Source organism: Chitinophaga sp. CF418 (genome assembly GCF_900142925.1).
Classification (GTDB): domain Bacteria; phylum Bacteroidota; class Bacteroidia; order Chitinophagales; family Chitinophagaceae; genus Chitinophaga.
On record NZ_FRCN01000007.1, the window covers coordinates 140,190 to 162,925 of the forward strand.

Annotated in this window: 20 protein-coding genes; 6 read left to right on the top strand and 14 right to left on the bottom strand. The window is 46.3% G+C overall.

Going from position 1 to position 22,736, the window contains the following annotated elements:
- Window positions 1-4: 4 nt before the first annotated feature.
- The 6 genes from F3I09_RS16665 to F3I09_RS16690 form a co-directional block, all read right to left on the bottom strand.
- Window positions 5-1,252, bottom strand: coding sequence for an aminotransferase class V-fold PLP-dependent enzyme (locus F3I09_RS16665; RefSeq protein ID WP_149696169.1), 1,248 nt, complete (start codon window positions 1,250-1,252; stop codon window positions 5-7).
- A 96-nt stretch (window positions 1,253-1,348) separates the two neighbouring features.
- Window positions 1,349-2,668, bottom strand: a complete 1,320-nt coding sequence (sufD, locus tag F3I09_RS16670) for a Fe-S cluster assembly protein SufD (protein ID WP_149696170.1) — start codon at window positions 2,666-2,668, stop codon at window positions 1,349-1,351.
- 13 nt (window positions 2,669-2,681) lie between these two features.
- The gene (gene sufC, locus F3I09_RS16675) at window positions 2,682-3,446 is read right to left on the bottom strand and encodes a Fe-S cluster assembly ATPase SufC (RefSeq protein WP_149696171.1); all 765 of its coding nucleotides are present in this window, start codon (window positions 3,444-3,446) and stop codon (window positions 2,682-2,684) included.
- Window positions 3,447-3,489: 43 nt separating this feature from the next.
- Window positions 3,490-4,935, bottom strand: coding sequence for a Fe-S cluster assembly protein SufB (sufB, locus tag F3I09_RS16680; protein WP_149696172.1), 1,446 nt, complete (start codon window positions 4,933-4,935; stop codon window positions 3,490-3,492).
- 45 nt (window positions 4,936-4,980) lie between these two features.
- The gene (locus F3I09_RS16685; protein WP_149696173.1) at window positions 4,981-5,310 is read right to left on the bottom strand and encodes an iron-sulfur cluster assembly accessory protein; all 330 of its coding nucleotides are present in this window, start codon (window positions 5,308-5,310) and stop codon (window positions 4,981-4,983) included.
- A 197-nt stretch (window positions 5,311-5,507) separates the two neighbouring features.
- The gene (locus tag F3I09_RS16690) at window positions 5,508-6,089 is read right to left on the bottom strand and encodes an NADPH-dependent FMN reductase (RefSeq protein ID WP_149696174.1); all 582 of its coding nucleotides are present in this window, start codon (window positions 6,087-6,089) and stop codon (window positions 5,508-5,510) included.
- Between the two features lie 92 nt (window positions 6,090-6,181).
- On the opposite strand from F3I09_RS16690, the gene F3I09_RS16695 reads away from it, so the two are divergent.
- Window positions 6,182-6,844, top strand: coding sequence for a metalloregulator ArsR/SmtB family transcription factor (locus tag F3I09_RS16695; protein WP_149696175.1), 663 nt, complete (start codon window positions 6,182-6,184; stop codon window positions 6,842-6,844).
- A 1,701-nt stretch (window positions 6,845-8,545) separates the two neighbouring features.
- Here F3I09_RS16695 and F3I09_RS16700 read toward each other — a convergent pair.
- The 7 genes from F3I09_RS16700 to F3I09_RS16730 form a co-directional block, all read right to left on the bottom strand.
- On the bottom strand, window positions 8,546-8,959 hold the full coding sequence (locus F3I09_RS16700) for an EamA family transporter (protein ID WP_149696176.1): 414 nt from the start codon (window positions 8,957-8,959) through the stop codon (window positions 8,546-8,548).
- A 12-nt stretch (window positions 8,960-8,971) separates the two neighbouring features.
- Complete coding sequence (locus F3I09_RS16705) at window positions 8,972-9,463, bottom strand: GNAT family N-acetyltransferase (protein ID WP_149696177.1); 492 nt, start codon at window positions 9,461-9,463, stop codon at window positions 8,972-8,974.
- Between the two features lie 120 nt (window positions 9,464-9,583).
- A complete protein-coding gene (locus F3I09_RS16710; protein ID WP_149696178.1) occupies window positions 9,584-11,227 on the bottom strand; it encodes a hypothetical protein in 1,644 nt (547 codons plus the stop codon).
- Between the two features lie 11 nt (window positions 11,228-11,238).
- The gene (locus tag F3I09_RS16715) at window positions 11,239-11,952 is read right to left on the bottom strand and encodes a hypothetical protein (protein WP_149696179.1); all 714 of its coding nucleotides are present in this window, start codon (window positions 11,950-11,952) and stop codon (window positions 11,239-11,241) included.
- A gap of 127 nt (window positions 11,953-12,079) precedes the next feature.
- Window positions 12,080-12,634 (bottom strand): GNAT family N-acetyltransferase, encoded by a 555-nt coding sequence (locus tag F3I09_RS16720; protein ID WP_149696180.1) that lies wholly within the window; start codon window positions 12,632-12,634, stop codon window positions 12,080-12,082.
- Window positions 12,635-12,643: 9 nt separating this feature from the next.
- Window positions 12,644-13,771, bottom strand: coding sequence for an AI-2E family transporter (locus F3I09_RS16725; protein ID WP_149696181.1), 1,128 nt, complete (start codon window positions 13,769-13,771; stop codon window positions 12,644-12,646).
- 35 nt (window positions 13,772-13,806) lie between these two features.
- On the bottom strand, window positions 13,807-14,733 hold the full coding sequence (locus F3I09_RS16730; protein ID WP_149696182.1) for a helix-turn-helix transcriptional regulator: 927 nt from the start codon (window positions 14,731-14,733) through the stop codon (window positions 13,807-13,809).
- A 381-nt stretch (window positions 14,734-15,114) separates the two neighbouring features.
- On the opposite strand from F3I09_RS16730, the gene F3I09_RS16735 reads away from it, so the two are divergent.
- The 4 genes from F3I09_RS16735 to F3I09_RS16750 all read left to right on the top strand — a co-directional run bounded on the left by F3I09_RS16735 (window position 15,115) and on the right by F3I09_RS16750 (window position 19,320).
- Entirely contained in the window at window positions 15,115-16,029 is a 915-nt protein-coding gene (locus F3I09_RS16735; RefSeq protein WP_149696183.1) for a DUF6089 family protein, read from the top strand.
- Window positions 16,030-16,362: 333 nt separating this feature from the next.
- Window positions 16,363-16,695 (top strand): hypothetical protein, encoded by a 333-nt coding sequence (locus F3I09_RS16740; RefSeq protein WP_149696184.1) that lies wholly within the window; start codon window positions 16,363-16,365, stop codon window positions 16,693-16,695.
- A 236-nt stretch (window positions 16,696-16,931) separates the two neighbouring features.
- On the top strand, window positions 16,932-18,857 hold the full coding sequence (locus F3I09_RS16745; protein ID WP_149696185.1) for a menaquinone biosynthesis decarboxylase: 1,926 nt from the start codon (window positions 16,932-16,934) through the stop codon (window positions 18,855-18,857).
- Complete coding sequence (locus F3I09_RS16750) at window positions 18,829-19,320, top strand: hypothetical protein (protein WP_149696186.1); 492 nt, start codon at window positions 18,829-18,831, stop codon at window positions 19,318-19,320. The genes F3I09_RS16745 and F3I09_RS16750 overlap by 29 nt, the downstream gene beginning before the upstream one ends.
- Window positions 19,321-19,812: 492 nt before the next feature.
- On the opposite strand, the gene F3I09_RS16755 is transcribed toward F3I09_RS16750, so the two are convergent.
- Window positions 19,813-21,396, bottom strand: a complete 1,584-nt coding sequence (locus tag F3I09_RS16755; protein WP_149696187.1) for a peptide chain release factor 3 — start codon at window positions 21,394-21,396, stop codon at window positions 19,813-19,815.
- A 110-nt stretch (window positions 21,397-21,506) separates the two neighbouring features.
- On the opposite strand from F3I09_RS16755, the gene F3I09_RS16760 reads away from it, so the two are divergent.
- A complete protein-coding gene (locus tag F3I09_RS16760; RefSeq protein ID WP_188133840.1) occupies window positions 21,507-22,721 on the top strand; it encodes an ABC transporter permease in 1,215 nt (404 codons plus the stop codon).
- Window positions 22,722-22,736: the final 15 nt, after the last annotated feature.

Here is a 22,736-nt window from a genome sequence, read left to right on the forward strand (position 1 = left end):
CCTGTTATGTTAACATAGCGGCAGCTTTTTTAATGCCCGCTACTAATCTGTCTATATCTTCGAAAGTAGTATACATTGCAAAGGATGCACGTACGGTACCAGGGATGCAGAAGAAGCCCATTACAGGTTCGGCACAGTGGTGGCCGGTACGGATAGCAATACCCTGTTTGTCCAGCAGTTCGCCGAGATCATAGGGATGAATGTCGTGTACCAGGAAGGAGATGGCGCCGGAGCGATGCCTGGCATTACCGATGAAGCGCAGTCCGTCGATCTGCTGCAGCTGTTGTACGGCATATTCTACCAGTTGTTCTTCCCATGCCTGGATATTTTCAACACCTATCTGTTGTACGTATTTTATAGCAGCTTCCAGTGCTATAGCGCCGCTGATATCGGGAGTACCGGCTTCAAACTTGTACGGCAGTACGTTGTAGATGGTTTTGGCGAAGGTAACGGTCTTGATCATATCGCCGCCACCCTGATAGGGAGGTAGTCTGTCAAGCCATTCTTCCTTGCCATACAGTACACCGGTACCGGTAGGACCGTATATTTTATGACCGGAGAATACGAGGAAGTCTACATCCAGCTCCTGTACATCCACAGGCATATGCTGTACCGCCTGTGCGGCATCGAGCAGTACAGGGATGTTGCGGGCATGTGCCTGGGTTATAATATCGCGTACGGGATTAACGGTACCCAGGGAGTTGGATACGTATGTTACCGCAATGATCTTCACTTTATCGGTGAGCAGTGCAGAGAATTCTGACATGATCAGTTCCCCGTTTTCATCCATGGGGATGACTTTCAATTCTGCACCTCTGTCCTCACACATCATCTGCCAGGGAACGATGTTGGAGTGGTGTTCCATGGCAGATACCAGCACTACATCGCCTGGTTTGATCTCGCCACGGCCGAAGGAATAAGCCACCAGGTTAATACCATCGGTAGTTCCTTTGGTAAAGATGATCTCTTCCGGTTTACGGGCATTGAGGAAGGAGGCAACGGTCTTACGGGAATTCTCGTAAGCGGCGGTTGCTTCCTGGCTGAGATGGTGTACACCACGGTGTACGTTGCTGTTGAGATGAATATAGTAATGCATTAACGTATCCAGCACGATCTGCGGCTTCTGGGTAGTAGCTGCATTATCGAGATATACGAGTGGTATTCCATATACTTTTTCCTGTAACAGCGGGAAATCCTTTCTGATCTTTTCTATATCTATTGCCGGAACAGTGATGTCTGGTACGTGTTGCATAATACGCTTAAAATTTATCGTTCTTCTCTGAAGCATCAGAGGTCATCCGGGATGAACCTGGATGACCTCGTGCAAAGATCGGAATTTCTGATCGAATTAGTTATTGATAGCGCCGGCTACATACTGGCGAATCTTTTCTGCGAGGAAATCCTGTAAAGCCGGTATATGTACCTGGTCGGTAATATCAAATGCGAAAGCATTTACCAGCAGTGATTTAGCGGCTTCTGCACCAATACCACGGGAGCGCAGATAGAACAATGCTTCTTCACTGAAGCGTCCTACGGTGAAGCCATGGCTACATTTCACATCATCCGCATAGATTTCCAGCTGAGGCTGTGAATTGATGTTCGCCTTTTCGCTCATCAGCAGGTTGTTGTTCTGCTGGAAAGCGTTTGTTTTCTGCGCATCCTGGTTTACATGGATCCTGCCGGTGAATACGCCATTGGCGTCGTCCAGCAGTACACCCTTGTACAGCTCATTACTGTTACAGTTAGCAACCAGATGGTCCACAAAAGTGTGGTTGTCCACGTGCTGGGTGCCGGTAGCCAGGTAGAGCCCGTGCAGATTGGTTTCCGTATTACTGCCTGTCAGCGCAACGCTGAGGTTATTACGGGTCAGTTCTGCAGATGGCAGTGTAAAGTTAAAATGATGATAGCGGCTGTCGGCCTTCTGGGTAGCAGAAGTATGGTGAATATGACGGCTGTTCTTAACGGTGTTCTGGATATTATAATGCCAGAGTTCAGCATTTTCTTCCAGCACTATTTCTGTTACACCATTTACGAAAGCGATCGCATTATCACTGATACCAACAACACTTTCAATTACTTCCAGGGTCGCGCTCTTATGCAGTACCACCAGGTGGCGGGGCTGAATGAATGCGTTTGCGGAAGCAGTATACACATGAATAATATGTAAAGGTTTATCCAGGCTGGCGTTCATACCTGCTTCGATGAACAGGCCATCAGCAAAGAGGGCCGCGTTCAGGGCAGCGAAAGGCTGTGACTGCAGGTGCGGATGTTTATCAAACCATGCCTGCAGCTGTGCGTTGCCGGCTGCATCGCTCAGCTTGGAGACAGTAACTTTACCACCGGAAGGCAGGGTAGAGAGGTCGGCCTGCAGACGTCCGTTCACCAGCACAGCACGGTAGCTGTCCAGCTGGGGGATACTGGCAGATTTCAGTTGTTCTGCCGTTACAGTACCTTGTTCTTCCTGTGCCAGGGTAAAGGCGTCTTTGAGATAACGCTGAATATTGGTATAGCGCCACTCTTCAGTTTTAATCGTAGGCAGACCCAGTTCCTTGAAGCGGCTGAATGCCAGCTTGCGGGCAGGAAGAATAGCGTTGTCCGCGTCTACTTTCTGCTCGGGACCAGGTACCCCATTGGATATAAATTCGTAAAATGATTTATCGCTCGTCATGGTTCTTTTTGCGTTATACAGATTCTTTCTGGTGTACCTCTTCTTTCAGCCAGTCGTAGCCTTTTTCTTCCAGTTCCAGTGCCAGTTCTTTGGTGCCAGTCTTAACGATCTGACCATTGTACAGCACGTGCACGAAATCAGGCACGATGTATTCCAGCAAGCGCTGGTAGTGGGTAATAACCATAAAAGCCTTATCTGCACTGCGCAGCTTATTCACGCCGGCAGCTACAATGCGGAGGGCGTCAATATCGAGGCCGGAATCTGTTTCATCCAGGATAGCTAATTTCGGATCGAGCATTGCCAGCTGGAACACTTCATTCCTCTTTTTCTCACCGCCGGAGAAACCTTCGTTCAGAGAACGGTTCATCAGGTTGGCGTTAAAATCTACCAGCTGCTGTTTTTCTTTGGTCAGCTTCAGGAACTCTTTGGATTCCAGCGCAGGCAGATTGTGGTAAGCCCTGATCTCGTTTAATGCAGTCTTGAGGAAATGCAGGTTGGATACACCCGGAATTTCAACGGGATACTGGAACGCCATGAAGAGGCCTTCACGTGCACGGTCTTCGGGAGCCATATCCAGCAGATTTTTCCCTTCGAAGATCACTTCACCTTGTGTTACAGTATAATTTTCACGACCCGCCAACACAGAAGACAGTGAGCTTTTTCCTGAACCGTTAGGGCCCATGATAGCATGCATTTCTCCTTTCCTGATTTCCAGGTTGATGCCTTTCAGGATTTGTTTACCGTCTACTTCTGCGTGCAGATTTTTGATCGTCAGCATGATTGTATGTTTCTCTGTTGTTTTTGCTTTGTAAATTATTTTATTATCCTACGCTTCCTTCCAGTGTGATAGAAAGCAGTTTACGAGCTTCCACCGCAAACTCCATCGGGAGCTGGTTCAGCACTTCCTGTGCATAACCATTTACGATCAGTGCTACTGCTTTTTCTGTATCTATACCACGCTGGTTCAGATAGAAGATCTGGTCTTCACCGATCTTGGAAGTAGTTGCTTCGTGTTCTACTGTAGCAGTACTGTTCCTGGATTCAATGTAAGGGAAGGTATGTGCACCGCAGCGATCGCCTATCAGCAGGGAATCGCACTGGGTGAAGTTACGTGCGTTGGCGGCACGTGGACCTACCTGTACAAGACCACGGTAAGTATTATCACTATGACCTGCAGAAATACCTTTTGAAATGATACGGCTGCGGGTGTTACGGCCAAGGTGGTACATCTTGGTACCGGTGTCAGCGATCTGTTTGTTACGGGTTACCGCTACTGAATAGAATTCGCCCTCAGCATCGTCGCCCTGCAGAATCACGCTTGGATATTTCCAAGTGATAGCAGAACCGGTTTCTACCTGTGTCCAGGAGATCTTGCTGCTGTTTCCTTTGCAGATACCACGTTTGGTCACGAAGTTGTAGATACCGCCGTTACCGTCTTTATCGCCCGGATACCAGTTCTGTACGGTAGAGTATTTGATCTCTGCATGGTCCATCGCGATCAGTTCCACCACTGCTGCGTGCAGCTGGTTCTCATCACGCTTGGGAGCTGTACAGCCTTCCAGATAGCTAACATAAGCGTTGTCGTCGGCAATGATCAGGGTACGCTCGAACTGGCCGGTATTTTCCGCATTGATTCGGAAGTAGGTGCTCAGTTCCATAGGGCAGCGCACGCCTTTCGGAATGTATACGAAAGAGCCGTCTGAGAATACCGCAGCATTCAGGGCGGCAAATATGTTATCGGAATGAGGTACTACGGTACCCAGATATTTCTTTACCAGGTCGGGATGGGTCCTTACTGCTTCACCGAATGAGCAGAAGATGATGCCCAGTTCGTTTAATTTTTCCTTGAAAGTAGTGGCAACGGAAACGCTGTCAAAAACAACGTCTACAGCAACGCCGGCCAGTGCTTTCTGTTCGTTGATAGGAATACCCAGCTTTTCGAAAGTAGCCAGCAGCTCAGGATCTACTTCATCCAGGCTGTTGAGTTGTTTCTTTTTCTTAGGTGCGGCATAGTAAGAAAGCTTCTGAAGGTCCAGTTCAGGCATTTCAAAGTGCTGCCATTTAGGGAACTGCATCTTTTTAAAGGCCTGGAAGCCTTTCAGACGCCACTCCAGCATCCATTGTGGTTCTTCCTTTTTAGCAGAGATAAAGCGGATGGTGTCTTCATTCAGACCCACCGGCGCCATATCCATCTCGATGTCGGTAGTAAAGCCAAACTCATATTCCCGGTTGGCTATATCATCTATTATTTCGTTGCTGTTTCTCATTTTCCGAGTTAATTAAGTAATGCAGAAGTCCGGGGTAATAAGAGATTATACCGCGAAGCTTTCCCCACAGCTACAGGTACGGGTAGCATTAGGATTGTTAAAGTAAAGCCCTTTACCATTGAGACCATCTGAATAGTCCAGCTCAGTGCCATATAGGTACAGGAGGCTCTTCATCTGCACCACGATCTTTACACCTTTATCTTCGAAAGTCTGGTCTCCATCCTGTTGGCTGTCCGCTTCAAATTTCAACACATATTCCAGTCCTGAGCAACCGCCGCCTTTTACGCCAACGCGTACGAAGGTACCGGGAACATGATTCTCCTTAACCATAAGCTCCTTTATATATTCGCCTGCTTTTTCTGATACTGTTATCATAATTGCTTCCTTTTATACAGATTTCACCTTAGTAGTTATTATTGACCGGCGAGTTTCTGTGATTGTCACCGGTTTTCTTCCAATCCTGCCTGTCGCTCAGGGAGTTCCAGCTTATTGTTACTCCTTTTTGTGCGATCCTGATCTGTTGGCAGGAAATTGCTGGTGTTTGTCACCGGAGTCTTCCAATCCTGTCTGGATTAGTGATTTCCGGTAGTTTTTGTCACCGGCTTTTTGTCCCCGATCCTGGAGTCTCCCAGCAGAGAGATCATCCTGTCGAATTTATGTTTATATGATGTTGTAAACGTTTTAGTTTCAGCATCATATAAATGCTCTTTCATAATTGGCACTGAAAAGGGCAATACCCATGCCCTGAGGGCTTTGGCTACCGAATCCATTGCGTTGATCCCCTGCATGGCCTGGGAACCGTCTCCCCAGCATACCAAAGCTACAACCTTTCCCGTTAAATAAGGATTACTGAGCTTGCTGGTCATCTCCAGCCAGTCCAGTGTATTCTTCATGACACCAGTCATGCTCCCGTGATAAAGAGGTGTAAGCCATACGTGTACATCCGCTTTCAGGAATACATCACACATATGTTTAACGGAGTCGGGCATGTCACCCTTAGGATATGCAAAGAACGGAATATGGCCGTCAACAGGGCTGAACACTTCCGTAGAAAATCCCTTTTGCCGGAACTGTTCCTCGAAATAGCCCGTTAACTGGTTTGCAGTGGTATAGGGGCTACTGTCCATTGTGCCGTTGAAGATCAATACGTTCATTTATTATTCTTCTGTTTTAAGCTGTTGTTCTGGCAACAAATTTTTTTAACTCCTACAAAATTACGACATTTGAGAATAAAACAAGTAATAACTTGGAAAATTATAGACCCATCACAAAAGCAACTGCCGACAAATTTCTGCAGTTACTGAAGACGAAGGGGCCTCAATCGGCCGCTATGCTGGCAGCCGCATTACGTATGACAGGAGAAGGCGCCCGCCTGCAGCTGCTGAAGCTGGCAGAGGAAGGGCTTGTGGTGTCGGCTACAACATCCAGAGGAGTAGGCCGGCCTGTTCAAATCTGGGATCTTACACCGCTGGGCCACGCTCACTTTCCCGATACGCATGTGGAGCTGACGCTGCAATTAATAGAAACCATCCGCAAGGAATTGGGAGAAGCTGCACTCGAAAGGGTCGTAGCTGCCCGTGAATTCCAACAGCAGGAGAAATATATGAACGCGCTATCTGGTACTACCGGGCTGGCAGAAAGACTGGCGCAATTTGCAAGCTTTCGGACCTCCGAAGGCTACCTGGCTGAATGGCGGGAAGAAGAAGATAGTTTCATCTTTATAGAGAACCACTGCCCGATTTGCTGTGCTGCTACGCAGTGCGCGAATATCTGTACTTCAGAATTGAAGACTTTTCAGGCTATTATGGGGGATGATGTAGAGGTGAAGCGGGTTGATCATATTATTGCGGGAGATAGGCGTTGTGTGTATGAGATAAAGAAGGTTAAAGAGTTGATAACCAGTAAATAAAGGGTGGTAAGTGAATATATTTAAAGAGGCGCGTCTTATTAGATGCGCCTCTTTTTTTGTTACACTGAGCGTTGTTAAAGCGAATAAGATTTTTTTTTCACGCAAAGTAGCTCGGTTTCAGTATGGGATGTCGGTCGGCGCCTCTCTGGAAAGCTATTGAGCGTTGTCAATCGAATAGGGGTTGGAATATGGATTGAACAGCATCTGTCGTGTCACCCGAGAGCCGAAGGCCCGCCATTCCCATCTGAAACCGCTGCTACTTACGCTCTCCCTACGATAATATCTGGGTCCTCCTTATCAAGACCGTATTTCTGTACTAGAGGTATGATAAAGGTATCCTTCCAGTACTTTAAGTCCACATCAAAGGCATGGTAAAGACATGGTAAAGACATGGTAAAGGCATGGTAAAGACACTGTAAAGACATAGTAAAGACATGGTAAAGGCGTATTAACAATCCGGGACCATTCGCTGCATTTGGCTCCATCAGATGCTGTGTGTTTGTCGTTCGGGGGCATCCCGGGGGGACGGAAATGGGTGTCCCGGGACGGAAGAATCTGTCTCAAAGGTTAGAAAGAAGCTGGTTTTATGCATGGCGTTTCCCCTGGGTCTTATCGAAGATTTTCCGCGCTTTTATTAATGAACCCCAACACTTAATGAAAAAGAAAAATTCGAGATTATATCTTTATAGAATTGATAATCAATTCTATAGTGAACCTGATCTTCTGACTAAAACCTATTCCCAAGCCTTCTCCAATTCTTTTTATATCAATAAATAACACCACTAGCCAGAGCAGTTACATTTAATAATATGGTGGCAAAGGTAGGCCAACACTTACAGCCTCTGTTGTTCAAAACTCATCCTACAAAGCAGTCCGCTTCAACTCCTCAAACCGCAAAGAACCGAATTGTTGCCAGAAATAGGAGGACGTGATATATTATCGCAGGGAGAGCATAAGTAGCAACGGTTTCAGATGGGAATGGCGGGCCTTCGGCTCTCGGGTGATACGACTGGTGCAGTTCAATCCTTATTCAAAATCTTATTCGATTGATGATGCTTAATAGTCATCCAGAGAGGCGCCGACCGCCATCCCATACTGAAACCGGGCTACTTAGCGCGAAACACTACTCGTCCCCGGCCGGCTGGATTCCAACGAACGATACGCTAAAAGGACCCCATTGATAGAGAACATTTCGTTCCTAACCGAAAAATGCCCCTTTTTCCTGTCTTAACCCGCTCTGGTATTGATATGACTTCAGTACTTCTATATCGCTTTACCGTCACTTCCATATCATTTTACCGACATCTCTATATCGAATCGATATAGAAATGACGGCAAAGTGATATCCAGACGACGGTTAAGCGATATGGAAATATAGAAATCAGAACGGAAGATCGTCGTACACAGAGGAAAGGAAGAGACAGGGAAGGCGCATTTTGGGGAGTATTTATAACATGGATATCTTTTGGGTGATGACAGGCCCAGGCAATCGGTATATGGAGGTGCATAGAGGGCTAACCAGGCTGGATCTCCTGAAGGAAAAAATCCGTAGCGGTAATACATACACACTACGGATTGTTATGAAGAATTGAATTTTTGATTGTGTCAACTATCTGCAATTAACTTATAATCAGCATTTTATTATGCAGATAGATGAAGCATGCTCTACCGCTTGCTATGGGTGATTGACCTCGTCAACTGTTACAGGATCAATACCAGCGTCCCTGAAATGATCAGTAAAGCACCGATCGCTGTTTTGATAGTCAGCGCTTCATGCAGGAATGCGACGGATAATACAATAGTCAGTGCAACACTCAGTTTGTCGACCGGCGCTACTTGCGATACTTTACCCATCTGCAATGCCTTGAAGTAAAAGATCCAGGACAGACCGGTAGCCATTCCTGATAAGATCAGGAAGATCAGGCTGAACTTTGAGAGATGTTGGAGGCCTTTACCCTCGCCCCGGAAAAATACGATGCCCCAGGCCATGATCAATATGATGATCGTCCGGATGGCCGTTGCCAGGTCGGAATTGACTCCCGACACCCCGATTTTGGCGAAGATAGCCGTCAGAGAAGCGAATAAAGCAGAGAGTAAAGCATATAACCACCACATAATTAAAGTGTATTAGTCAATCCTTTTGCCGAGAATATTCAGACTTCTTTCCACGCCATCCAATACGGCAATGTTTGGCAGGTGCGCCCATTCCTTAAATCCCAGTTGTTCGAATAAACGCAGACTCGGAAGATTGTGTGCAAAGATGAATCCCAACAAGGTATGCACCCCGATGGACGGACATTGTTCCATCGCATGACGAAGGATGGTCTTGCCATACCCTTTGCCACGCTGGTCCTCATGTAGATAAATGCTGATCTCGCATGTTCCGTCATACGCAGGCCGGCCATAGAAGGATTGGAAACTGGCCCATCCTACGGTAACGCCATTGTCTTCAACCATCCATAAAGGACGTTTTTCGGGAGAATGTACATTGAACCAGTGAATACGGCTTTCAACGGTAACGGGCTCAGTATCAGCGGTTACCATACGGCCCGCAATAGTTGTGTTGTAAATAGCGACGATTTCTGGCAGGTCTTCCAGTGTTGCGTTCCTGTAAGTCATTATGTTGTAATGAAGGTTAGTAGTTACAAACGTAATAAAAACAGGTAATAAAGAGGGGATAAAATAAACAGGAGGCCGGCTTTGAATATAAGCGGCCTCCTGCTTGTTATGTAGTGCCTCTTAGGGCTGTAACCAGATGATCTTTGTATTTTTCCCGCCTTTTGCTATCTCGACCTGCATGGTGACATATATATTATTCGTCTGATCGTAATCTGAAATTGTAAAAGCAGCAAGTTTGTAGCTCTTTTTTCCGTTTTCAAATAGATACTGGCGGTCGGGTAAGGAATTCTTGCCATCTGCCAGGTAATAAAAGGCGTCACATTTGCTTACTCCCATAATAGTGATTTTTTTACCAGACTTCAGTTCGTCGATATTACGTTCTGTATCGTTCAGGAGTATATAGTTTTTATTGCCGGCGTTGAGATAACAGAACGATTTGAACTGTTGGCCTTCAAACAGCTGATTGCCGGTATAATCCCTCCGGGAATGATAAAAAGGTTCCAGCCAGGAGGGACTTAAGACCTGGTCTTTGGGAATAAGCGCAGACGTTTTCATGACGCCATCCCTGTTAAATGTTGATACAGCAACATCGCTGAGGATTACTGTATGTACTTCTTCCTGCTGTGGCAGGGTGTTATACGTAACCACAGAAGATGCCAGTAGTTCATATACTATCGAAAATCCACCATCAGCATTGAGGAACAGGTTTTGAGGCATACCGAAATAAGGGTGGCCGTGGTCTTTATAATAAAGCTTTTCACTTCTTTCGCTAGCTTCTGTGGGAGAGACATCGAATGTCTTTTCAATGTTCATAGTAGTAGGATTGGCAAATGCTGCGAAGGCCATGTATTGCTTATTTTCCTGTTTTTCTCTGCCTTTTTTTCGCGTTTCGAGCTCCTCATCCATTAATGCAGAACCCAGCACGATCAATTTTCCCGTAACAGGATTATGGCGGATAATACCCCCATCGATCTGGTGGCCTTTCATGATATCAGGTTCTGTGAGCGTTAATGTATGCTCATTTTTTTCAAGTTTCATCAGTACGAGATGACCTTCCCTGTGATTTGTCGCATCGTTATGGTAATCTCCGTAGCCAAGGAGACCGACAGTTCCCCCGTTATAGACTACGAGGTCATGCAGTTGCAACATGCTGTATTTATTATCAGCGGCTGTATAACTCGCCCTGCTGATCTCCTCATGCCGGTTATTATAGAGTATTACTTCGATCTGCGCATCACTCCAGGTTTCGTCTTTGTCGTGAGAAATGGCCACGGCATAATAATCGTTCAATGGGTCTTTGCGGACCAGGAACGGGTTACGCAGTGGATGGTACTTCGTAATTTGCTGTTTTCCTGCATCAGCGATCTTTTCCATTTTTGTCAGTTCGCCGGTAGTGGCGTTAATGATCATACGGAAGAGAGTGGGTTTCTTTTCTATTACTGCTGTAATGAGCACGGTCAGGTCTCCATTGATTTCGAAGATACCGTTGACGGATTCGTGATCATAATTTCCGCCAGGTCGCGCCTGGATATGTTTTATGGCCGTTTGTACGTGTTCCTTATTGTAGATCTGTACTTCAATGCCTTCTTTCTGTTCGCGGTGAATATGCGTCAGTACGGTACCACCGTTTTTTAGCAATAATAATCTGCCAAATCCTTCTTCAGGTTCATTGAAGGCGGGACCTTCGGCTAATATCTTAAATTGTGCGGATGCGCACTGTTGAAATGAAAGTAGTAAAATAATGAGTTGTAAAGTTCTTTTCATTTGAATATTAATTACTGATTAACAGGTACTAACGCAGCACTGTCGGCATTAATGGCCTTACTCACCGTACTGTCAGCTTTTATCGGTTTATAATACTGCTTGTTATAGATCTCCAGAGATTGCTCCAGGTGCTTTTTTGCCTTTTCGCTGTGATAGTGGCTAAGAGCGAAGCCGGCATATGCAACGGCCAGGCCGGGCACTATACGTATGATGCCTTGCAAAAGAGATGTTGAATAGTTTGAATCTTCATCATCGCTTTTGGTGACTGCGGAATACAATCCAACTGCTGTAGCAACAGTGCCAATGCCCACCAACGTCCAGCCCTGAACCGCTCCGCGTCTACGCTGTTGGTTCATCAGTGTTAGCTGTTCGTTTGCTAGTGGCGCTTTTGTATAATAGGGTCTGAGCATATTGGCACGTTTGTCCAACCGTTTAAGTTCTCCGCCATTAACGCGGATATAAGGTACCTTAATTGAAGAGGAGGTTGGTGCCTGGTAACCCGGTAGAGAAGGATTTGCACCTGAAAGGCGGTAGCCTGAAGAGCTGTAACTTGCGCCGGTGTAGCTCACAGTTTCTTTCTGATACACCAGCTCCAGTTTGGTAAAATTGACGGCTTTTTTAGATTTGAAAGAAATGTGCTTAGTGGTTGATGAATCTGTTTGTGCCTGAACAGATAATGAAAATGATAGGCATAGCAATGCCATCAGCGTGCTGTGGATCTGCATAAAAATAGATTAGGTATAAGGAAGCGCGAAGATAATACTCAGTTAGATATTGTAAGAAATTATATTATTATGGGGTTGATTTATATAGTATCTTATCTTCTTTTTATCATGATAATAATTAGAATACTCAAAATTGCATATCATACCTGTAATCTCTCTGCAGCAGGCTATAAATAAACGCATCCACGAACTTCCCCTTCTGAAAGAACGCCTGTCTTACCTTTCCTTCCTGTTCAAATCCCAGTCTTTCGAGCAGTTGACGGGAATGGGTATTGGCAGGATCGACGAACGCCTCGATCCTGTTTATCTGTAAGTCCTCAAATCCGTATTGCATGAGGCGGTGTATACAGTTGGTCATAATACCCTTGCCCCAGTAGGAGGGTAACAGATCATATCCCATTTCCATTTTATAATGCGTCCTGTTTATGTGATGAAAGCCACAGGTACCGATCAGCTCATTATGCCCATTGAGGGTTATGGCCCAGCGCATACCTTCACCACGGGCTAGTTTATCGCGGAAGAACGCGATAAGTTGTACCGCTTCTGAGACATTGACAAAACGTTCAATGTCCATAAAGCGCACCACTTTCTCCTGAGAGAACAGGCTGAATAGCGCGGCAATATCTTTTTCATCTATGGCCCGCAGACTGATGTTGCCGGTCGTAAGCGTGGGTATTTCCATCTTTACGGTTTATTCACTGACAGGGCCGGGCTCAGGTCCTTTTGGGAGCGCCGGTTTCTTTTTTCCTTTCATTGTTACGTCGCCCAGCAGAATAGCCCAGGGCTCCATATATTCTATATGTTCGAAAATGATCTTCAGGATGGCGATAAATGGAATAGCGAGGAACATGCCGGGAACACCCCAGATGAGGTTACCGAGCACTACCCCCAGGATGGTAACCAGGGCATTGATCTTCACTTTGGATCCCATAATGCGGGGCAGGAGGATATTACTATCCAGGAAGTGCACTATCAGCAGACCGCCGCCCACCTGTATAGTGGTTGCCAGCGAACTGTTGGTCAGCGTCAGTATCATACAAATGACAGTAGCAATATAGATACCCAGGTACGGAATAAGATTGAACAGGGCGGCCATGATACCCAGTAGGGGAGCGTATTTGATGCCCAGTATCCAGAACATGGTACAGTTTACAATGGCCACGACAATCGTTTCTATCATCAAACCGGTTACATACCCTTTGATGATGTACCGGGTTTGCACTACCACATTGAGGAGCTTATCGCGGTGTTTTCCCCTGAACAGCTTTATGAGAAAAGTAATGATGAGGGAACGGTAAAGCAGGAGAAAGAAAGAATATAACAGTACAAAGACGATGAAAATCAGGAGTGAGGACAGCGAAAGAAGGGTACTGCTGATAAACGAGGTAGCAGAGCCCAGTGTACCCATCGCCATCTGTTCCAGGTAATCCATCTGCTGCGTGGAATCAATATGGAATCTGACGTTTATCCATGATTGTAACGAATTCAACTGGTCTAGTAACTGCTTCTGCAGATGCGGGAAATCTGCCACAAAAGCACCCATTTGTGTGCCCAGTAACATCAACACACCCACCAGCGCGGCCACAAAAAGCATGACAACGGTAAAGGCGGCGGCTCCCCGTGAAAAACGCCACTTCTCCAGCTGACTGGCAATAGGCAGCAGCATAATAGCTACCAGCGTGGCAAAAGCAAGAGGAATGATCAATGTATGACCCACACGGGCAATATAAATAACCAGTATAATACATAGTAGGGTACATGCCAGCCTGGCGTTGAATGGCAGCTTCACTTCGTTCATGGACAGTCTTATTTCCCTCAAATATATATTTTAAAGAGGGAAAAGGAGAAAGGGATTTACAACAACTGTCTGAGATGTGGAATATAGATTACGCAGGAATTAGGGGCCAGCAGTGATATAAAAAAGTGGGTACCGCTCATCTTAAACACACCTTCTTTCACGTATCTGTCTATGAACTCATACATCGGAATACCTGCTGTCGCAAAATCCGTTGGCACGGGCAACGTAATATAATGTCCTCCCGGGATGCGTTTGGCCATGAGTCTCTCGGCAATCACCGTTTGCATGAACAGTGGGGTAATATCCTTATTTGGGATGAGGATACCGGCATACATGCTCATTTTTTCATAGTCCGTTACAGGCACAGAATCCAGTGTGCTGGTGATGATCTTTGCACCGGACAGGTTCAGGGCCGCGATAATATTGCGCATCCGCTGTTCTTCCCGGGTCATTTTCATAATCATCTGGGCAATCGGATCCTGCCCACGGGATAACAGGGAATAGAACAGTGTGCTGTCAGGCAGCTGATCTGTCTCGGTCATTTCGAAACTGAACAAAGGGGTGATGGAATGCCCCTTTTTGTCGAAGGCCTGTACAATCACATCTACCATTTCGAGGGTACGCTTTTCGTTTGGCAGGATGTCGATCTTCCTGAAACTACGGGGACTCCTGTTGAAATACTGGGTGAAAGCCTTAGTATAGGCCGCAACGGTAGCATAACCGGTACGGTCGCCGATCTCGCTGATATTATAGCCGCTATGCCTGAGCAGGCCGGCTGATAATTCCAGACGGTGGCGCTTCACGTACTGCCAGTAAGGTTCACCTGTCACGGTGGTAAAACTGTGATAGAAGTAAGAGTAGGAGATCCCAAGCCATTCTGAAACATCCTTCATCTCGAACGACTCAGAAATATGATCATCTGCGAAACAGAGTGCTTTAATTGCCATCAGCTCCATTTCATGGGCCGCAGGGTTGAAATTCATAGTTAATTCTAATTTGAGGTGTTAAATGGTCTACGAAGGTTTTTCTAACGTTTCTCTGCGCTACGATACTTTATCAATAATTCACATATTAGATATTTAGCTAAGTGATTGCTACCGAATTTAAGATTTTGGTAGTAGATAATAAAAAACGTTTTAATGACAAACGTTTAATTGAGTACATTTTGTGTAGAAGAAAGGAAAAGTGTTAGATTTGCGGCCGTCGTTTTGGAGAATATTTAACAATTTTTATCTATTTCCGACGTTAGAGTTATTATTAGTACAATTATTGCAATCTTTCCCTGTTTACCCTTTATGCCTGCTGAAGTACTCCGGAATATTCTCCGGTGATAAACACGATCTTTAAATCAATCCCCTTAATTGATGCCAAATCTAATTTTATTGAAGAATTGCCTGCCGTGTGCTGTATGGAAGAGAGTTGTTGTTGTTTTATTGATCTGTGCCCCATTCAAAGGCTTTAGTCAATACTGGCAGGCCGGAGGTTTTCTTGGTACTTCCAACTATAGCGGTGATCTCGTGCAACAGCGGGTGGACCTGAAGTATACCCGGTATTCCATCGGTGCTTTTGTGAAGCGTGATGTGAACCGTTATCTCACCTTCAGGGCAGGATTGACCTATGGCAGGATCGCCGGGGCTGATAGCACCAACACCGACACCATGCTGCTGAGGCGTAATCTCAGTTTCCGTTCCCCGATCTTCGAAGCACAGCTGGGGGCGGAGTTCAACTTCCTGGATCTGGATGAGAAACGTATCACGCCATATATCTTTGGAAGTGTAGCGCTTTTCAGTTTTTATCCAACCACTAAAGATGCCCAGGGAAATACTGTTAAACTGCGGCCCCTTAGTACGGAAGGGCAGGGAATGGCGCAATATCCTACGCGTAAACAGTATAATCTCCGTCAGATCTCCATTCCATTTGGCGCCGGTGTCAAACTATTACTTACTGACAACTGGATCGCAGGTTTTGAAATCGGCCTTCGTAAGACGTTTACCGACTACCTGGATGACGTAAGCCTTACTTATGTTGACAGGAATACCTTATTAAGATCCCACGGTTCCAAAGCTGTAGATTTTGCTTATCGGGGTGATGAAGTAACCGGAGGACATGTTGCACCAGGTACTTATCCGGCTGATGGCACTCAGCGTGGGTCTGACAAGTATAACGACTGGTATGTCTTTACCGGATTTACGCTCAGCTATCGCTTTGGCGGCGGTAGTGGCGGGTATGGACCTAATCGCTGGAGAAAGCAGAAGGTGTCTAACTGTCCAAGGTTTTAATTTATTATGTATAATGAGAAGGAGCGATGGGTTATCTGTCGCTCCTTTTTTGTTTTGAGTTGGATGCTCGTTTTGATGCCGGAGCAAAATACTCAGCTAACTACTTAATACCCTGTTGCCTGAAACATAAAAATATTTTTTGGCATGCTTCTTGAATTTTATTCACCAGACAGAACAAAACAACTGTCAGAACCGAAACCACATACTATACATTAAAAAATACCGTTTAATAAAGCAAAGCGAACACCATCATCTTTATTCAACAAATTATTATTTCTTAACAAAGAGAACTATTCCAATCTTTATTTTTTCCAACAACAAAACGACAACAGTATGAAACAGATAGTATTATTATTACTGCTGATAGGGGGAGGTATATTCAGTGCACAGGCTCAGGGAAAAAGAGGTCATGGTCATCATCGTGATTACGACGACGACTATCGCGGAAGGAGCTACAGAGTACATCATGGCCGTTGGGATGATTGCAACAGAGATTACAGAGGCGCTTACTACAGCTGCCGCCCCGCACCAGCTCCGGTTGTCTATGTGGAACCAGCACCAGTAGTATATGTGCCCGCCCCTCCACCACCTCCATGTCCAAGAGTAGTATACCAGCGCTCTCCCAAAGTAGTAATAGCTACTGGTCCTATTGTGATCGGATTGTAAGATAATATTCCATACGCCGGAACCGTGATCAGATACGTTTTTGCCAGCGCCGGTTTCCTGCAGGAAAGCAGCCAATCGGGTGATAAGCAAAACAGTGGCCCGGGAAAGCAAGTTTCCCGGCACCGGACAAAGCCTCCGGTCTGAGCCGGCCAGCGGAATTACGAATGACGAATTATGATTGTGTGTATCTTTGCACCGATTGTAATTCGTCATTCGCATTTATCGCAATTAGAAATATGGCATATAAGCACCTGAAACACTTTATAGATACATTAGAAAAGGCAGGAGAGCTGATAAGGATCAAAACTTATGTGGATCCCAGGCTGGAAATAGCAGAGATCACCGACAGGGTGAGCAAATCACCCAACGGAGGGAAAGCACTGCTGTTTGAAAATACAGGATACGACTTTCCCGTACTGATCAACTCCATGGGCAGTTATAAACGCATGTGCATGGCGCTGGGAGTAAATGAGCTGGACGACGTGGCGAATGAGATCGAGGCACTGGTGAAATTATTGTCAAAACCTAAGGAAGGCCTGCTGGATAAGCTGGCAATGCTCCCCAAACTGGGACAGTTCGCTTCCTGGATGCCTAAAGTAGTGAGCGGCAAAGGCGCTTGCCAGGAAGTGATCATGGCAGACCCCGACCTGACCAAACTGCCGGTAATGCAATGTTGGCCGAAAGATGGAGGCCCATTCATCACGCTTCCCGTAATTCATACAAAGGATCCGAATACAGGTACCCGCAACGTGGGCATGTACCGTATGCAGGTATTCGATAAAACCATGACAGGCATGCACTGGCACAAGCATAAGGTGTCCGCCAAGCACTTCATGGAATATAAAAAACTGAAGAAACGTATGCCGGTGGCAGTAATCCTGGGAGGCGACCCGGCATATACCTATTCCGCTACCGCTCCGCTGCCGGAGAATGTGGATGAATACATGCTGGCCGGCTTCCTGCGGAAACAGAAAGTGGAACTCGTGAGATGTATCACGCAGCCGGAAATAGAAGTTCCTGCTGATGCAGACTTTGTGATAGAAGGTTATGTAGATCCGGAAGAAGAACTGATCTGGGAAGGACCCTTCGGAGATCACACCGGTTACTATTCACTGGCCGACTGGTATCCACGCTTCCATGTGACTGCTATCACCCACCGTAAAGACGCAGTTTATCCTTCTACGATAGTAGGTATTCCTCCGCAGGAAGATGCCTGGATCGGAAAGGCGACCGAAAGGATTTTCCTGGCGCCGATCAAAATGACCATGGTACCTGAGATCATCGACATGGAAATGCCGGTGGAAGGCGTGTTCCATAACCTGGTAATCGCACAGATCAAAAAAGACTATCCCGGACAGGCGCAGAAAGTAATGAATGCGATGTGGGGCGCCGGACAAATGATGTTTAACAAGATCCTGGCAGTAGCTGACGAAGGAACGAATATACAGGACTATAAAGAGCTGGCCCGCTACATGTTCAAACACCTCAATCCCGCTACAGATATTTATTTCAGCCAGGGGCCTATGGATGTACTGGACCATTCCTGCTCTAAAATGGGCTTCGGCGGTAAGATGTGTATTGATGGTACCCGCAAATATGAAGAAGAGATAGAAGGTAATGAAGAACAGCTCACCAGCAACTATGCCTTCAATAAACAGGAAGTCCTGAAACGTTTCCCGGAAGTGAAAGGTATCAATGATTCCCTGTTGAAGGAAGATATCCCCTGTATCCTCGTCTCTGTACAGAAATCCCGTCCTCTGCATATCAAAGAACTGAACGAGCAGTTATACAGTCTGCCGGAAATGACCGCCGTGAAGATGGTACTATACGTTGAACATACCGTGGACGTCAGTGACCTGGCTTCCGCATTGTGGCGTTTCTGCAATAACCTGGACCCGCGTCGTGATAGCTTCGTGGTGCGTCCGCCATTACCGGGGCATCCGGGTAAAACCGGCGCCGGCATCGGTATGGACGGAACATTGAAGACACGCCTGCTGGACAATTTTGAACGTGACTGGCCCAATATTATCGTTGCAGATGATGCCACTATCAAAATAGTAGATGAAAAATGGCAATCACTGAACATAGGCCCATTCATAGCTTCTCCATCCCATAAATATAAATCCCAGATGTATGGAGAAGAAGCCGTGGTTCCGCAATAGCCTCTTACTGATATGTTTCCTGTGCGCCTGCCATATGGCAAGCGCACAGGTACAGCTGACCGATTTTCATTACCTCGACCGTATGGAAGGTTATTGGACAATGAAAACCCGGCTGGGTGTTTATGCTGAGAAATGGAAACGGGTGGACGACAATACCTGGAAGGGGAGAACGATGCGTATTGAGGGGAATGACAGTACCAAACTGGATGATATGTTCTTGTTCCGGGATAGTGCTGCCATTTATTTTACAATAGCAGCTGTAAAAGATAAACAAACAGGGGAACCAGTTAGGTTCAGGGTACGTGTACTGAAACCCATTGGATTTGTAGCAGAAAACCTGCAGAGCCCTTATCCTCAGAAGATAATATACCGCTGGAAAGATGAGAGCCACATGGATGCTCATTTTGAAGGCAAGGAAGAGAAGACCACCCGGGAGATCATCTTACAATACACGAAGCGATAGTATTGAATCAAATCGAAAACCTGGGGAAAAAGAGAGGTCGCGTAGTCCGTTCTGTTAGCTGCGTGTTTGTAACCCCAGGGCAAACATCATTAACAAAACATAATAGGGCTCCGCGTAGGTGTCCCGCGTTTGTAGCGGGGTGCAACCCCGGGTGACGTGCAACCCCCGGGTGACGTGTAACCCCCGGGTGACGTGTAACCCCGGGTGACCAAACGTCATTAACAAAACATAATAGGACTCCGCCAGGAGTCCAGGTGTTTGTAGCGCGGGGTGCAACCCCGGGTGACGTGCAACCGGTGACGACAATATTCGATCAATTTGAATTCCCAATTGCGTAAATCAAATTCCCGATTGTATAAATAAGTAACGCAAAGCTGATATAGCTTTGCGTTATTGTTTTACATACATAAGGACAGTCTGCAATTGTACTTCGATTTGAGTTGGTCGTACAATTCTAAAATACGCCGCGCCTGATCACAGGATGCGGCTTTTTTATTTATGAATTTCTGATGTAAAGTGAAACTGGATATCCGGATTGTTGGCGCGTTCCGTATTCAGGTACCATTCTGATTGTGCCAGATATACGAGATGCCCGTCTTTATCTTCCACAATATTGGCCTGTTTGAAACGGATGAACTCTTCTATCTTCTGTTTGTCTCCTGTGATCCAGCAGGCCTTATAGAAAGGTAAGGTATTGAACTGGCAGGAAGCGCCGTACTCCTGTAACAGACGGTATTGTATCACTTCAAACTGGAGATCTCCCACGCAGCCAATGATCTTACGGTTACCGCCGTGTTGTGTAAACAGCTGGGCTACACCCTCATCTGTCAGCTGGCGTAATCCTTTTTCCAATTGCTTGGTTTTCATCGGATCTTTATTCACCACCTCCTTAAACAATTCCGGAGAAAAGCTGGGAATACCGGTGAAATAGAATTTTTCTCCTTCGGTGAGAGTATCGCCGATCTTGAAGTTACCGGTATCGAACAGACCTACCACATCACCTGGATAGGCATCATCCACAATATTCTTTTCACGGGCCAGGAAACTGTATGGGTTGCTGAAACGCACGTCTTTATCCAGGCGTACGTGTTTATAGAATTTATTACGTTCAAAACGGCCGGAACATACACGCAGGAAAGCGATACGGTCACGGTGACGGGGATCCAGGTTAGCATGTATCTTGAAGATAAAACCACTGAATTTATCGTCGCTTACCTTTACCTCACGGGTGCTGGATTCACGGTCGCGGGGAACAGGAGCGATTTCGACGAAGGTATCCAGCAGGTCTTTTACACCAAAGTTGTTTACCGCACTGCCGAAGAATACAGGAGCCATTTTACCCGCCAGGTAGTCTGTATTGTCAAAAGTGTCGTATACGCCCTCAATGAGTTCCACGTCGTTACGCAGCTGGGCAGCGTCCTGAGGACTGAAATGCTGATCCACATAACTGCTGCTCAGGTCACTCAGCTGAACGATATCATCGTCAGTAGCCTTTTTATTGGGTGCAAATGATACGAAACTCTTGTTGTACAAGTTGTATACTCCCTTGAAGTCTTTACCCATGTTGATGGGCCAGCTCAGGGGGCGTACGCGTATATTCAGTTTTTCTTCGAGTTCGTCGAGAAGGTCAAAAGGATTTTTACCATCACGGTCCAGTTTGTTCACAAATATGATCACGGGAGTATCGCGCATGCGGCATACATCCATCAGTTTACCGGTCTGTTCTTCCACCCCTTTCACACAGTCTATCACGAGTACTACGCTGTCCACCGCTGTCAGGGTACGGTAGGTGTCCTCAGCAAAGTCCTTGTGACCGGGAGTATCCAGGAGGTTGACCAGCATATCGCGGTACTCAAAAGTCATTACGGAAGTAGCAACGGAGATACCACGCTGCCGCTCTATCTCCATAAAGTCGGAGGTAGTATGTTTTTTGATCTTATTGGATTTTACCGCACCGGCCGTCTGGATAGCGCCACCAAAAAGGAGGAACTTTTCAGTAAGGGTTGTTTTACCGGCGTCCGGGTGGGCGATAATGGCAAATGTCTTCCTTTTATTGATCTCGCTTGCGTACTTCATATTACTTTATAACCAAAAATGTGTGCAAAGGTACGGAATTGTCATGGTTAATCATTAATTTACATGTATCTATGATTGCCACGATCAAAATTTTGTGGAATAGCCTTAGAATGGCTATCCTCGAGCTGCGGGTCAATAAGCTCCGCACCTTCTTATCCCTCCTGGGTATTACCATTGGTATATTCTGTATAATCGCCGTGTTGACCGCTACCAACAGCCTGGAAAAGAACGTCCGTAACGAGGTGGAATCCCTGGGAAGCGACGTGATCTACATCCAGAAATGGCCCTGGGATGGCGGTCCTGATTTCCCCTGGTGGAAGTTTGTCAACCGTCCCCTGCCTAAATTCCAGGAATTGGGTCCGATTAAGGAAAAAGTTCATAGCGCAGGCTTGTCTGCCTTTGCATTTTCCTCCAATGGCAAGCGGGTGGAATATAAGGACGACTACATGGAAGGTACCGAATTGTTTGCGGTAAGCGGTGACTATGAGAAAATTCAGGCCATGAAGTTCGTCAGCGGTCGTTTCTTTGCCGGCAAGGAAAATGAAAATGGCGCAAATGTGGCCATCCTGGGGGCCAATATATGGGAAGGACTGTTCGGTAGTCCGGAAAAGGCCCTTGGAAAAACGATTGCTATCTCCGGCCGTCCCTGCCGTATCATTGGCACCCTTAAAAAGAAGGGAGCAAGCCTGGTGGACGGTATTAACTACGATAACAGTGTTGTTGTTCCTTACCTGTATGGCCGTACCATTGTGGACGAGCGCCGCTTTGCAGATCCTTTCCTTATTGTGAAAGCAGCTCCGGGCGCTACGCTGCTGCAACTGAAGGATGAACTTAGAGGGGTAATGAGAAGTGTTCACCGCTTAAGACCCAAAGAAGAGGACGATTTCTCCCTGAATGAGATCACCGCGGTAAGCGGGGACCTTAACAAGATGTTCGGTATGGTGAACCTTGGAGGAGGATTTATTGCCTTTTTCGCCCTGGTGGTAGGTGGTTTCGGAATTGCCAATATCATGTTCGTAACCGTAAAGGAGCGTACAAATATCATAGGATTAAAAAAAGCAATCGGCGCCCGTAAGAAAGTGATCCTTATGGAATTCCTGCTGGAATCCATCATCCTTTGTCTCATGGGAGGATTCTTAGGGCTGTTCTTCGTATACATCATCACAGCAATTGTTAACAGCTTCGATTTCTTCGAATTCACACTCACTTTAAGCAATGTTATCTTAGGACTATCCATCTCGTCGATCGTCGGTGTTATTGCAGGATTTATTCCGGCTTACCTGGCATCCAAGCTGGATCCGGTTGTGGCTATCAGAAGCAATTGATAAAGGCTATAATTT

What these genes read in the sequence shown, in the direction of transcription:
- F3I09_RS16665 (WP_149696169.1), bottom strand. Translation starts at nt 1,252, where the DNA reads ATGCAACACGTACCAGACATCACTGTTCCGGCAATAGATATAGAAAAG.
- sufD (WP_149696170.1), bottom strand. Translation starts at nt 2,668, where the DNA reads ATGACGAGCGATAAATCATTTTACGAATTTATATCCAATGGGGTACCT.
- sufC (WP_149696171.1), bottom strand. Translation starts at nt 3,446, where the DNA reads ATGCTGACGATCAAAAATCTGCACGCAGAAGTAGACGGTAAACAAATC.
- sufB (WP_149696172.1), bottom strand. Translation starts at nt 4,935, where the DNA reads ATGAGAAACAGCAACGAAATAATAGATGATATAGCCAACCGGGAATAT.
- F3I09_RS16685 (WP_149696173.1), bottom strand. Translation starts at nt 5,310, where the DNA reads ATGATAACAGTATCAGAAAAAGCAGGCGAATATATAAAGGAGCTTATG.
- F3I09_RS16690 (WP_149696174.1), bottom strand. Translation starts at nt 6,089, where the DNA reads ATGAACGTATTGATCTTCAACGGCACAATGGACAGTAGCCCCTATACC.
- F3I09_RS16700 (WP_149696176.1), bottom strand. Translation starts at nt 8,959, where the DNA reads ATGTGGTGGTTATATGCTTTACTCTCTGCTTTATTCGCTTCTCTGACG.
- F3I09_RS16705 (WP_149696177.1), bottom strand. Translation starts at nt 9,463, where the DNA reads ATGACTTACAGGAACGCAACACTGGAAGACCTGCCAGAAATCGTCGCT.
- F3I09_RS16710 (WP_149696178.1), bottom strand. Translation starts at nt 11,227, where the DNA reads ATGAAAAGAACTTTACAACTCATTATTTTACTACTTTCATTTCAACAG.
- F3I09_RS16715 (WP_149696179.1), bottom strand. Translation starts at nt 11,952, where the DNA reads ATGCAGATCCACAGCACGCTGATGGCATTGCTATGCCTATCATTTTCA.
- F3I09_RS16720 (WP_149696180.1), bottom strand. Translation starts at nt 12,634, where the DNA reads ATGGAAATACCCACGCTTACGACCGGCAACATCAGTCTGCGGGCCATA.
- F3I09_RS16730 (WP_149696182.1), bottom strand. Translation starts at nt 14,733, where the DNA reads ATGAATTTCAACCCTGCGGCCCATGAAATGGAGCTGATGGCAATTAAA.
- F3I09_RS16735 (WP_149696183.1), top strand. Translation starts at nt 15,115, where the DNA reads ATGCCAAATCTAATTTTATTGAAGAATTGCCTGCCGTGTGCTGTATGG.
- F3I09_RS16740 (WP_149696184.1), top strand. Translation starts at nt 16,363, where the DNA reads ATGAAACAGATAGTATTATTATTACTGCTGATAGGGGGAGGTATATTC.
- F3I09_RS16745 (WP_149696185.1), top strand. Translation starts at nt 16,932, where the DNA reads ATGGCATATAAGCACCTGAAACACTTTATAGATACATTAGAAAAGGCA.
- F3I09_RS16750 (WP_149696186.1), top strand. Translation starts at nt 18,829, where the DNA reads ATGGAGAAGAAGCCGTGGTTCCGCAATAGCCTCTTACTGATATGTTTC.
- F3I09_RS16755 (WP_149696187.1), bottom strand. Translation starts at nt 21,396, where the DNA reads ATGAAGTACGCAAGCGAGATCAATAAAAGGAAGACATTTGCCATTATC.
- F3I09_RS16760 (WP_188133840.1), top strand. Translation starts at nt 21,507, where the DNA reads ATGGCTATCCTCGAGCTGCGGGTCAATAAGCTCCGCACCTTCTTATCC.